Below are 13,395 nucleotides of genomic sequence, written 5' to 3' on the forward strand. Positions count from 1 at the left end.
CTGCTAGACCGGCTGTCCCTATGGGTTTTCGAGGGACGGCCGGCATTGGCAGTCCAAGACAAGAGGCTCCTGGAGCCAGCTGTTCCGGGAGCGTTCAAGAGCCACCGCAATGATGTGGTGGCATTACACAGGAAGAGGCCCGTTAATGAACGGACATGGAAAGAGGGCCCTGGGGCTGCTCCTAGGGTGTGTAACACTGGCATCGGGGTCGTTGCTGCCCCTTGCCGCATCGGGTGAGGAGACGGAGAAACCGCTAATCCATTATTCCTTCGACGCTGCCCCCAGCGGCCGGACCATAGCCAACGAGGGCTCTGACGGTCACAGTGACGCCACTCTGGAAGGCGATGCTTCCGTCAAGGATGGCCGCCTCGTGTTGACAGGCACCCAGGACGTGGTCATTCCCACCGGTGCCTTGAAGGATAAGCAGGACCTTACCGTTTCGATCTGGCTGAAGAATGATTCCGGCTCCATGAATACTTCAGCGGCCTACATAGGGAACGCAGATACCGCCAAAGGGTATTTCCTGCTCAACCCATCCAACCCTGCGGGGCGGGTCAAGGCGGTAATGACCACGGCGACCGCCAATCAGCCCAACCAGTCCCCATGGGGCACCGAAGTGGGTCCGGGATCCACCGGGGCTCCCTCATCCGGCTCCAAATCCACTGACGACATGGCTCTATACACCACAGTCATCAGCGGCTCCACAGGAACGATGAGCTCCTATCTCAATGGCGCTCCGCTGGGTTCTTCCTCCTACTCCATACCCCAAGGTGGCCTCGGCAATTACGGGGATCTGGTCGCCTACCTGGGCAAATCCTCCTATCCCGATCCCAAGAGCAGGATCGAGGTCGATGATTACGCCATCTACGATCAGGCCATGGATTCCGCTGGGGTCAAGGGGCTCTATACCAGCCAGGCCTTGGAGAAGGTCATGCCGACGGTAGCGGTCCCTGCTCAGGCGAGTGAGAACTTCACCCTTCCCACGGATCTCTCGGGCGTGCATCTGGACTGGGCATCCTCTTCAACGGCCCTGGTCGTGGCCGATGATGGGACGGTCACTGTCAACAGGCCTGCTCCCGGGCAGCCGGATGCGCAGGTGACGCTGACGGCCACTTTCAGCCTGAACGGGGTCACTCGCACCAAGGCCTATCAGGTTTTGGTTCCCCATCTTCCGAGTGATCAGGAGCAGGCGCAGGCTGATCTGGATGCCGTGGGCATCGAGAATGCCGACGATGTGCGAACCAATGTTTCCATACCTACGGTCGGGGAGCATGGTTCCTCCTTCACCTGGTCCGTCAAGGATCCGGGAACGGTCGGTGCGGTGATCGTCGATGGCGTCAACGGCTCTTCCAAGACTGTGAAGATCAACCGTCCCGCCGCTGGCAAGCCGGCTGCAACCGTGGTCCTGAGCTTGGAGGTCAGGCATGGCGACAGCAGGCTGGTCAAGGAGTTCACCCTTAAGGTGCAGCCCATGCCTGCCGACAACTCCAAGGATCAGGCCTATGTCTGGGCATTCTTCACCGGCGAGGGCGTCGGCGGCGAGAAGATCAGCCTGGCTGCGTCCAAGGGCAACAATGCCTTGGACTGGAACACGCTGAACAACGGTTCGCCTCTCTTCACCTCCAGCAAGGGCGAGCAGGGACTTCGTGATCCCTTCATCATGAGGTCCAAGGATGGTGACAAGTTCTACATGCTGGCCACCGATCTGAAGATATCCGGACGTCCCAATGCACCCGGAGGGCTGAGCGGTTTCATGGGTGCCCAGGCCAACGGATCCAAATACATTGAGATCTGGGAGTCGGATGATCTGACCCACTGGTCCCAGGAGCGGCATGTCAAGGTGAGCACCGACTATGCCGGGAACACCTGGGCGCCTGAGGCCTATTACGATGCCGAGATCGGCAAGTACGTGGTCTATTGGGCCTCCAACCTGTATCCGGGCACTGATCCGGCTGAAAGGACCGCGCTGACCTACAACCGGATGATGTATGTCACCACTGACGATTTCATCAACTTCTCCAAGCCCCAGGTCTGGATTGACGTAGACCGCAGGGGTCAGCCCGGCTCGGGATCCATCGATGCCACCGTGCAGAAGAAGGATGGCACCTACTATCGCGTCTACAAGGATGAGAAGACCATGACCCTGCGTCAGGAGAAGTCCAAGGACCTTCTGGCCAAGGTTGCCGGATCCTATCCCACTGCCGCATCCGGTGACGCCAACGGCTGGTCTCTGGTCGGGGAGCGCATCGGCGGCGGACAGGCCAACGGCTACGGCGGTACTTTCAGCGCCGGCGAAGGCCCATCCCTTTTCCGGGCGAACGATGGGGATGTCAACGGATACCAGTACTACCTCTTTGCGGATCAGCCCAATTACCACGGTGGTCCCAACCACTATGTGCCGATGGCCACGAACAATATATCCAAGGCCGATCAGTGGAAGGTGATCGGCGACAAGATGCCCGAGGCCAACTTCCCGACCAATACGGACGGCGGCAAACCACGGCACGGCACTGTCCTGCCAGTGACCAGGGCTCAGTATCAGAAGGTCCTGGAGGCCTATGCGCCCCATGTGGCGGTCGCCTCGGTTCCGGCCATGTCTGTAGAGACGAAGGTCGGTCAGGATCCCACGCCGAATCTTCCTGCCCAGGTGGAGCTGACCAAGGCTGACGGAAGCAAGGAGCAGGTGAAGGTGGCTTGGGATGCCGTGGATCCGTCCGCCTACAGCCACCCCGGAACCTTCCGAGTAAGCGGCATCGCCGCGGATGCTTCTCGGATGCCCGTGGAGGTCACGGTCAAGGTCCTCTCCAATGACGCCAGCCTCAAGTCTTTGACCGTGGCCGGCCAACCAGTGAATCTGGCGCAGGCCTTGGCGGGTACTGCCACGCTGGCGCTCGCCGACCTGCCTGGACTGACTGAAGCCGACATCGCCGCTCTCGCCAAGGACGATCAGGCTACTGTCGCCTTGACCTTGGATTCTTCTGGATCAGCTGAGAGGATGCTGACGATCACGGTCACAGCAGCCGATAAGGCCACCACAAGGACCTACAAGGTTAAACTGACCCAGATTCGCAGCGCCCAGCCTGCACCCGACAAGGACAACAGCCAGAAGCCGGGGCATTCATCAGCCGGCAATTCATCCGGCAATTCTTCCGGCAATGCGAACCCGCAGGCACAGGCCCGTCCCTCCCTTTCCGCCACAGGTGTGGACCTGTCGAAGGTTCCAGGCCTCCTGCTGGCAGCAAGCCTGGGTCTGGTTCTCATTGCCGTCTGCAGGTTCTTCGTCCGTCGACAGGGGTCGGCATCAGCCATGGATGGAGATGAGCGGAAGTGAAACGATGTGGAAGAATGATCGCCTGGATGATGGCGATTCCGACCGCCTTGGCCGGGTTGGCTTTCATCCCTGCAGCAGCAAGCGCTGTTGAGAGCCTGCCCACCGACGATTTGCTGGCCGAGTACTCCTTCGCCAGCAAGCCATCGGACGGGCACACGGTCGCCAATACCGCCCCTGGCAGCGCCTTTGGCGAGGCCCAGGTGCAGAACCCGGGAGACGATCTGTGGAAGGATCAATCCCTGGTTCTTTCCGGTGGGGACTGGAGCGGAGGGGGCAGCTGGGTTCGGCTGCCTGCGGATCTGCTTTCAGACAAGTCCTCCGCTACCGTCCAGATGGAGGTCAAGGCGGATCCCGACATGCTCAAGAGCTTCCACTTCATGTGGAACATCGGCAACGCCTCCAACCAGGAATACCTGTTCAGTTCCCTCAACTGCGCCTTCGGACGCCAGCCCCTGGTGGGCATCAAGGCGAAGGGGATCGAGCATCTGGTCCAGTCGGGCTCCTGCGCGGTCCGGGCCGACCAGTGGATGTCGGTGACGGCCACCTTGGACGGGTCGGACGGCATGGCCAGGCTCTATGTCGATGGCGAGGAGGTCGCCTCTGGCAAGGTTCCCGTCACCACTGCCGACATTGGCGACCAGAGCCTCAACACCATCGGCCACTCGCCTTGGAAGGATGTGAATTTCAAGGGCCAGGTGGCCAACTTCCGCGTCTACGGCAGGGCTCTGGACGCTGGACAGGTCAAGAGCATCAGCACTGTCGACGCCAACATCCACAGGAGCGAACTGGTGGACGGACGCATCGATGCCCTGGACTTTCATGACCAGAGCGTGGACGGCGACTACCTGGCACTTCCCACAGCAGGAGGCACGGTAACCTGGTCCTCATCGGATCCTTCGATCATCACTGATACAGGTATGGTCAACCAGCCGCCCTCCGGCGCTCAGGATCAAACGGTAACCATGACGGCTACCACCACAGTGCGTGGATTGACCGGCAGCAAGAGCTACCGCATCACTGTAAAACCGAGTACGAAGACCAAGGCCGAGAGGTTGCAGGAGGCGGCTGACGGTTACGTCATTCCGCCCCTGATCGCCTCGGGCACCAAGCTTCCTGGGGCTCCGGATCATACGACGCTGCAGCTGCAGGCCGCTTCCGGCATCTCCATCCATGACGGGGGCCTGGTCTCCATAGCTGGCGACAAGCCTGTCTCTGGACGGATCACTGCCAGAATCACCGCTGCAGGAATTGCCGACCCCATTGTCAAAGACTTCGAGGTGAAAGTTCTTCCCAAGTCGAAGGCCAGCACCCTCCTTGCCTACGACCGTAATGCGACCTCGGCGGATACAGCCAACAACGGCGATATCGCGCACAGCATGCATCTGGCCCTCAAGGACGAAGCCTCGGGGCGGTACCAGCCCTACAACGGCAACTATGGCATTTTCTTCCCGCTGGGTTACGCCTCGCAGCCCGTCAACCAGAATACCAGGGACTACGCGCGCAGCCTGAAGGATCCCTCGATTTTCATGATGGGGGATGGGTCCTACGGAATCCTCTCCGTGCGCACCAATCGGGGGTCGGATGTGCCGGACAGTCCTGGCCGCCTGCTCTTTGCCCGGTCCGCTGACTTGCTTGCCTATGAGGAGAGCCCGAACTCCGCAGGTCTGATTGACCTGGGCGAAACCAACGGGGTCAACAGCCCCTATGGGGTCTACGATACGGCATCCAAGACCACCATGATCGGGTGGTATGACGACAACGGAGTGCCCAAGTACACCAGCTTTGCTGAGCTCAAGGACAAGGATTCCGTGCATGGGCCTGTCCATGTCGGGCGGTTCGCCACGGTCGGCGGCAGTCAACCGGCGTCAGAGGTTCAAGGTATTGATGACTATCGCCACGGTTCGTCCATGGTCATTGACCAGGACCGTGTCAAGGCCCTGCAAACCCGATTCGGCCGTCTGACCAACACCGGCGTGGATGGTTTCAAGGACATCACCGTGACCAAAGGGAGTTCGGCTGACGGATTGAAGCTGCCGAAAACCGCTCGACTGACCTATTCCGACGGTTCCACGGGTTCGCTGCCCATCAGAGACTGGGATACCTCGCATCTTGACTTGGACAAAGTCGGGGAATATGAGGTCGCCGGCACCATCGGCCAGACCTCCTACAAGGTTCCTTTCGCCGAGGAGCGCGCTGATCCCTCCATCTACAAGTGGCAGTGGAAGCGGCAGGTGGACGGCCACGAACGGGTGGACACCAAGTACCTCATGATCGCCACCAATGACATTGAAGGAGACTGCACCTGGCAGCATGGCAGTCCCCATATGCCTCTGCGGATGGCCGATGCCATTGCCGATCTGGCTGACACCCCTGGCCAGGATTCCGGGTTGATTGATGCCAACGGGTACAACGCCAAGGAGCATATCATCCTTAAGGCGGGGGATCCCGATGCAGAGGGGCAGCCGATCATGCACAGCTTCTGGGCGCCTGAGATTCACGAGATCAATGGCAGGCTGACAGTCCTGTTCATGGCTGGATACGGAAACCAGTGGACCAATGGCAAGGCGGTTTATATGCAGCTCAAGCAGGATGCCGGAGGTCATGATCTCGACCCGACCGTCGCTTCCAACTGGGAGCGGCCGCGAGCCGTGACTCGTTCCGACGGGCGCCCTCTGGCCCTTGCCGCTGATGGAAGTGTCGGCATGTCCTTGGATATGAGCTACTTCCAGGATCAGAAGGGACAATCCTATTACGTCTGGCAGCAGCTGGGGGCCACCTATTTGGCCAGGATGAATCCTGCCGACCCTGCTCATGTCACCACCGACCCGGTGAGGATTGTCGCTCCTGATTATGCTTGGAACGCCACAATCGCCGAGGGGCCCAATGTAACCCTGCACCAGGGCAAGCTCTATCTCATGTATTCCGGTTCCTCGGTCGGCAAGACCTACACCACCGGCATGGCTGTGGCCGACGGGTCGGGCAATACCGACCTGACCAATCCAGCCAGTTGGAGCAATCTGAACTACCCCATCCAGAACTCCGGCATTTTCAACGGAAAGTGGCAGCTGGGCACGGGCCATGGCATGTGGAGCGAGGACGAGGACGGCAATCAGATCTACGTCTTCCACGCATACGCCAACAGGACGGATGGCTACCGCAACTATTCCGGGCGGGATACTTTCGTGCGCCGAGTCCATTGGGCAGCAGATGGTCTGCCCGTGCTGGACATGGATGCGAATGAAGAGCTCGCCCACCCTGATGTGAAAGTCCGGGTCAAGGTGGTTAATTCCTCGGTCAAAGTCGACAAATCCGGTCTTTCTGCTGCCTTGAAGAAGGCCGATGGTCTGGACCAGGGCAAATACGAGTCCGGGTCCTGGCTGGCTTTCACTGCGGCTCGAATGCAGGCACAGGCTGTCTATGACGATCCCAATGCCGACCAGGCGGCAGTTGATCAGGCGCTGAAAGGTCTTCAGGAGGCTATCAAGGCCCTGGTTCCCCTCAGCGGACCGGGCGGAAATGGAACGCAAGGCGGCAGTCTGGGACAAGGCACCAGTCTGATCTCTGCCGGTGTCAGCGGAAATGGTCGTCACGACCCTGGCCATGATGCATCAGTCGGGAGCGGCGGTTTGTCCTCCACCGGAGCGGATGTCGCTGCAGTGAGCCTGGCGGCCTTGCTTATGGTCTCGCTGGCCTTGATGGTGGCCATTCCGGTCAGAAGGTCGAAGCCATCGTCGTTGGCCTAGGCTTGGGCTTGGCCTGATGGCGCCCCGCGGATGGAACAGATCATCTGCGGGGCGCCTTCTGCTTCAGCGGGCGGATTCGGCGCCGGACACGTCCATGTCCTTGAGGCGCACGATCTTGGTGTGGTTGACGAACTTGAAGCCCAGGTAGAGGACCAGGACCAGAACCACGCTGAAGTAGGTCATGGCCATGTGCGACCAGTTCAGGCTGAGCAGGGAGGGGATGTCCTGTCCGGCGATGACGATGACGCAGAGTACCATGGCCAGGACCGGGCCCAGCGGATAGAGCTTGGAGTGGTACTTGAGCTCGCTCAGGTCGTGCCCCTGGAGCTTGAAGGCCCTCCGGAAGCGGAAGTGGCTCAGGGCGATGCCGATCCAGGCGATGAAGCCGGTCAGTCCAGTGGCGGTCACCAGCCACATGTAGAAGGACTGGCCGAAGATGCTGGAGGCGAAGGTGGCCAGGGACATGCAGACCGTGGCTACCAGGGCCGCCAGGGGGATGCCCCTCTTGGTGGTCCTGGCGAAGATGGCCGGGGCATAGTGGTCCTTGGCCAGTCCGTAGAGCATGCGGCTGGAGGCGTAGGCCCCGGTGTTGACGGCCGAGAGGATGGATGTCAGCACCACCGCGTTCATGACGCTGGCCGCCGAGGCCAGGCCGGCCCGCTGGAAGACCAGGGTGAATGGCGACATGGCGATGTTCCCGTCAGAGGCTCCCAGGAGGTTGGGGCTGGTGTAGGGGATCAGGGCAGCGATAACGAAGATGGACAGCACATAGAAGAGCAGGATCCGCCAGAAGACGTCGTTGATGGCCTTGGGGACCGCCTTGCCGGGGTTCTCGGACTCGCCAGCGGTCACGCCTACCACCTCGGTGCCCTGGAAGGAATAGCCGGCGATCAGGAAGACGCTCATGATGGCCGGGAAGCCTCCCACGAAGGGGGCGTCCTTGTAGGTGAAGTTCTTCAGGCCGACCGCCGGCTGGAACATGATGCCGCAGATCATGGCCATGCCGATGACCAGGAAGACAATGATGGTGGCCACCTTGATCAGGGAGAGCCAGAACTCGGTCTCCCCGAAAGCGGAGACTGTCAGGGCGTTGATCAGGAAGACGATGACCAGGACCAGCAGGCTCCAGATCCATCCCGGGGTGTGGGGCAGCCAGTACTGGATCAGCAGGGCGGCGGTGGAGATGTCCACGGCACCCGAGATGGTCCAGTTCAGCCAGTAGTCCCAGCCCATGGCGAAGCCCAGGGCCGGATCCACGTAGCGGGCGCTGTAGGCGGCGAAGGATCCCGACACCGGCAGGTGGGTGGCCAGCTCGCCCAGGCTGGTCATCAGGAAGTAGACCATGACGCCCATGGCTATGTAGGCCAGAAGTCCGCCGCCGGGGCCGGCTGTGGAGATGGTGGAGCCTGAGGTCATGAACAGGCCGGTGCCGATGCAGCCGCCCAGGGCGATCATGGAGATGTGGCGGGTCTTGAGGTTGCGCTTGACGCTGCCGTAGCCATGATGCTCTTGCCCGGCCCGGTCGGATTGATTGGTGTTCGACGCTGCATTGCTGGTGTTCTGCGTCATGATCCTCCTCCTTTTGGCTGGGCGACGCACCGGGGAGTCCGGGGTCGTGCTGAAATTGCGATTCCTGATATGCCGGCTGGATGCCGGAACAGATTCATATGGCCGGGTCCTTGAGCCGGTCCTCGAACGCTTAGGGAGTCTATGCCATTGGTGTGGCTTTCCAGCTCCCATGGTCATAATGTGTCATGCTAGTTGACAAATCTTTCATAGCGATTCCGGATCCCCGCTCAAATCCATCTCCTTCAGGGGAACGATACGGGTATGGTATCGGATCTTGTAGCCCAGGTAGAGCGCAAGCACCAGGGGCACGCTGATGTAGGTGACGCCGATCTCCTGCCAGTTCCAGTTGACGAAGGCCTCGATGTTCTGCCCGCCGATGACGATGATGCACAGAATCAGGGCCAGGATGGGCCCCAGGGGGAAGAGCTTGGCATGGTAGCGCAGCTCCTCAACCCGGTGGCCCTGGACCACCCAGGCGCGGCGGAAGCGATAGTGGCTGAGTGCGATGCCGATCCAGACGATGAAACCGGTGAGCCCCGAGGCGGCCACCAGCCACATGTAGATCCGCTGGCCGAAGATGCTGGCGGCAAAGGTGGCCAGGGAGACCACCAGGGTGGCGACCAGCGAGGCCATGGGGATGCCATGACGGGTGGTGTGCCCGAAGAAGGCCGGGGCGTAATGGTCCTTGGCAAGGGCGTAGAGCATCCGGGTGGAGGCGTAGACCCCTGAGTTGGCGGACGAAAGGACCGAGGTCAGGATGATGGCGTTCATGACGCTGGCTGCCGAGGCCAGGCCGGCCCTCTGGAAGACCAGGGTGAAGGGCGACATGGCGATGTCCCCCTCGGCGGAGCTCAGCAGATTAGCGCTGGTGTAGGGGATCAGCGCGGCGATGACGAAGATGGACAAAATATAAAAGAGCAGGATCCTCCAGAAGACGTCATTGATGGCCTTGGGAACCGCCTTGCCGGGGTTTTCGGACTCGCCAGCCGTGACGCCGATCAGCTCGGTGCCCTGGAAGGAGAAGCCTGCAATCAAAAAGACGTTGAGGATGGCGGGGAATCCGCCCACAAAGGGGGCATCCTTGTAGGTGAAGTTGCCTAGGCCCACGGCCGGGCGAAACATGATGCCGCAGATCATGGCCAGACCGATGGCCAGGAAGACGATCACTGTCACTACCTTGATCAGGGAGAGCCAGAACTCGGTCTCGCCAAAGGTGGACACGGTCAGGGCGTTGATCAGGAAAATGACCACCAGGACCAGCAGGCTCCAGACCCATCCTGGGGTGTGGGGCAGCCAGTACTGGATCAGCAGGGCGGCGGTGGAGATGTCCACAGCCACGGTGATGGCCCAGTTCAGCCAGTAGTTCCAGCCCATGGCGAAGCCCAGTGCCGGATCCACGTAGCGGGCGTTGTAGGCGGCGAAGGAACCGGAAGTGGGCAGGTGGGTGGCCAGCTCGCCCAGACTGGTCATCAGGAAGTAGACCATGAGGCCCATGGCTGCGTAGGCCACCAGCGCGCCTCCGGGTCCGGCCTTGGCGATGGTGGAGCCGGAGGTCATGAACAGGCCCGTGCCGATGCAGCCGCCCAGGGCGATCATGGTGACGTGTCGGGTCTTGAGGTTGCGTTGGACCCGGTCGTCGGATGCGGAGGGGTCGTCTTTCCCGCCCTGCCTGGTCGCCATGACTGCTCTTCTCCTCGAACTGACCTGAGAGCCCTATGACGACGGTTCCGGCCGGTTCCGCTCAGGCGGAATCCAGGCTGGTTGCCTGTCTGTGACACTGCACATAGCGCTCCGCAACATCTGGTTGCGACAGTCCCGGACCTGTTCGACCCGGGCCCAACGGGTCGGATGGGCGGATCCGAACCGTTTCGGCCGGACTTCCTTTCGCCGGGAATAGGCGACACCGCACTGTCTGATCCCGGTTACTGATAGGTTCGGCGACCTCTTCAGTGGCTTTGCAATTACGGGTAAGCATAGATGGATTCTCAGACAAGCAGAAATGGCTACCATCGTCTTAGGCAAGCGAATCGATGGTTGCCTGTCCGTGGCCGCCTTGCTGGGCGATCCCGGCTGTGCCGGTTGATGGCGTTAGGATGGGCGGGAATTCGCTAGGAAAGAAGGCAGTGACTGATGAAGGTCGACGATATCAAGATAATCGGCAATATCGGGGCGGGCACCATGGGGCATGCCACGGCGCTTCAGTTCGCCATGCGCGGCTATCCGGTACGGCTGGTGGACTCCAGCAGCCAGGCCCTGGACCGGGGGAGGGGACTGATCGAACATGATCTGGATACCTTCATCGGTGCTGGCCTGATCTCCAAGGATCAGAGGGAGAGCGTGCTGGACCGGATCCAAGAGGACACAGATTACGGCATTCTGGCTGATGCCGACTTCGTTGTCGAATCCGTCTTGGAAGACATGGAGGTCAAGCACCAGGTTTGGCAGCAGGTGGAGGCCATAGTTGGCGAGCAGACCATTCTGGCCACCAACACCTCGGGTTTAGGGCCCACTGAAATTGCCTCGGTGCTGCGTCATCCGCAGCGGTTCCTGGTGGCCCACTTCTGGAATCCCGCCCAGCTCATGCCCCTGGTCGAGGTGGTGCCGGCTGCGAACACCGACCAGGGCGTGGTGGATACCACGGTCGAGCTTATGAACCGCATCGGCAAGCATGCTGTGGCGCTGTCCACGGAATCGCTCGGATTCGTGGGCAATCGCATCCAGGCGGCTGTTATTCGGGAGTGCTTGAATATCGTGGAACGGGGCATTGCCACCCCGCAGGCCGTCGACGAGATCGTCACTTACAGCCTGGGCCGGCGATGGAGCATTCTTGGGCCCATCGCCAGCGCTGATCTGGGAGGATTGGACGTCTTCGACAACATCTCCAAGTACCTCTACGACGATTTGGACAACCGCCCTGGCGAGGATCCGGTGTTGAAGGCCAAGGTCCAAGCAGGGCAGCTGGGCGCCAAGAGCGGCCAGGGATTCTACTCTTGGCAGGGGGCCGAAAGCCACGCCATGATCGCCGACCGCGACAGGCGGTTGCTGGAGGCGCTGGTCGCTGACCGCAAGAAGGGTGACGACCGCTGAATCCTCCCGTTTATATCACTGTCGCGCTCGCCGCTGGGTCAGCTGGTAGGCCGTCAGAAGGACGATCAGCCAGATGGGCCCGGCGATGACGGCCACCCGGTAGCTGGACGAGAAGCACATGAGCACCACGATCATGGCCAGGAAGGCCAGGACCGCCCAAGGGGTCACCCGCGCAAAGGGCAGCTTGAAGTGCAGGGCGTTCACAGCGCTCTCACCGGTCTTGCCCGCCAGGTCGCCCGGCCCCTCGCCTCGTGCCACGGCACGCCGGAAGAGCATCTCGGTCACCATGATCATTGACCAATTGATGATGGCCGAGATCGTGGCGATGCTCATCAGATAGTTGAAGGCGAACTGGGGCCAGAGGAAGACCACGACCACGGCCAGGGCGATGATGCAGGCCGAGGTCAGCACTCCTGCGTAGGGCACGCCGCCCTTGGACAGGCGGCTCAGGTACCGGGGGGCATTGCCCTGCCGGGCCAGGGAGAAGAGCATGCGGGAGTTGGAGTAGAGAGCCGAGTTGTAGACGCTCATGACCGCCGTCAGGCAGACGAAGTTGAGGATGCCTGCGGCCGCGTGGACTCCCACCGAGTCGAATATCTGGACGAAGGGGCTGACGACCATCCCCTGCGCGTTCGGCTTGCCGATGGCATTCCAGGGAACCACGGCCATGATCACCCCAAGCGTCAGGATGTAGAAGACCAGGATCCTCCAGATGATGGCATTGGTGGCCTTGGGGATGGTCCGACGGGGATCGGAGGCCTCTCCGGCGGTGATGCCGATCAGCTCGGTGCCGCCGAAGCTGAACATGACCACCGCCAGCGACATGAGCAGACCGGTCCACTGGCCATTGGCCCCGTGCCGCATGAGTCCATTGGGCAGGAACCCGCCGCCTACAGTGAACCAGTTGGCGAAGGAGGCCCGCAGTCCGTTGGCCGTGGGCAGGGCCAGGATGATGACCGCCAGACCTCCGATGATCATGGCGACGATGGCCGCGATCTTGATGATGGCGAACCAGAACTCGAACTCGCCGAACTTGCTGACTCCCATCAGATTGGCGGCCGTGATGACTACCAGGAAGAAGGCCGCAGAGACCCAGGCGGGGATTGCCGGGAACCAGAAGTTGACGAAGGTGCCCACCACGGACAGCTCAACCATGGATACCAGCACGTAGTTCATCCAGTAGTTCCACCCAGAAACGAACCCTGCCCGCTTGGACCAGTAGCGGGTGGCGTAGTAGCTGAAAGCGCCGGACTTGGGGTCTTCCACGCTCATTTCGCTCATGGCCCTGACGATCATGAAGATGGCCAGACCGCCTATCAGGTAGGCGATGATGATGGCCGGCCCTGCCAATGAGATGGATTCCCCGGACCCGTAGAAGAGTCCCGTTCCGATGGCGCCGCCCAGCGAGATGAGCTGGATGTGCCTGTTCTTCAGGGTTTTGCGCAGATCCTTGCTCTGCGACTCCTTGGGTTGATCCATGGGGATGTCATTCCTTAGGTGGTAGTGGTCAGCTGAATGTGACCGGCTGACAGGGCCAACCCTATAGGAGCCGGCCCAAGCGGAATGAGCATGCCTTTGCATTGTGGAACAGAAGCGTCCGTCATATGAGACGGTCAATTCACCGGATGGTGACCGTCAGGTCCTACCATGGGCGTCGGTGCCTGC

6 protein-coding genes and 1 riboswitch are annotated in these 13,395 nt (G+C 61.0%); of the genes, 3 read left to right on the plus strand and 3 right to left on the minus strand.

Going from position 1 to position 13,395, the window contains the following annotated elements; genetic code table 11:
• Positions 1–145: 145 nt before the first annotated feature.
• Together CI601_RS07265 and CI601_RS07270 are read left to right on the plus strand one after the other, a co-directional pair.
• Positions 146–3,331: an immunoglobulin-like domain-containing protein gene (locus CI601_RS07265; RefSeq protein WP_121914897.1), complete on the plus strand. Its 3,186-nt coding sequence runs from the start codon at positions 146–148 to the stop codon at positions 3,329–3,331.
• A 26-nt stretch (positions 3,332–3,357) separates the two neighbouring features.
• Complete coding sequence (locus tag CI601_RS07270; RefSeq protein WP_259465352.1) at positions 3,358–7,074, plus strand: family 43 glycosylhydrolase; 3,717 nt, start codon at positions 3,358–3,360, stop codon at positions 7,072–7,074.
• A gap of 63 nt (positions 7,075–7,137) precedes the next feature.
• Here the strand turns inward: CI601_RS07270 and CI601_RS07275 are convergent, their stop codons facing one another.
• Positions 7,138–8,643 (minus strand): amino acid permease, encoded by a 1,506-nt coding sequence (locus tag CI601_RS07275; protein WP_121914899.1) that lies wholly within the window; start codon positions 8,641–8,643, stop codon positions 7,138–7,140.
• A gap of 204 nt (positions 8,644–8,847) precedes the next feature.
• Positions 8,848–10,323, minus strand: a complete 1,476-nt coding sequence (locus CI601_RS07280; RefSeq protein WP_121914900.1) for an amino acid permease — start codon at positions 10,321–10,323, stop codon at positions 8,848–8,850.
• 96 nt (positions 10,324–10,419) lie between these two features.
• A riboswitch (Lysine riboswitch) is annotated at positions 10,420–10,598 on the minus strand.
• Positions 10,599–10,773: 175 nt separating this feature from the next.
• On the opposite strand from CI601_RS07280, the gene CI601_RS07285 reads away from it, so the two are divergent.
• Entirely contained in the window at positions 10,774–11,730 is a 957-nt protein-coding gene (locus tag CI601_RS07285; RefSeq protein ID WP_121914901.1) for a 3-hydroxyacyl-CoA dehydrogenase family protein, read from the plus strand.
• A 15-nt stretch (positions 11,731–11,745) separates the two neighbouring features.
• Here the strand turns inward: CI601_RS07285 and CI601_RS07290 are convergent, their stop codons facing one another.
• Positions 11,746–13,209: an amino acid permease gene (locus CI601_RS07290; protein WP_121914902.1), complete on the minus strand. Its 1,464-nt coding sequence runs from the start codon at positions 13,207–13,209 to the stop codon at positions 11,746–11,748.
• Between the last annotated feature and the right edge of the window lie 186 nt (positions 13,210–13,395).

Source organism: Bifidobacterium sp. wkB344, from assembly GCF_003688305.1.
Taxonomy (GTDB): domain Bacteria; phylum Actinomycetota; class Actinomycetes; order Actinomycetales; family Bifidobacteriaceae; genus Bombiscardovia; species Bombiscardovia mizhiensis.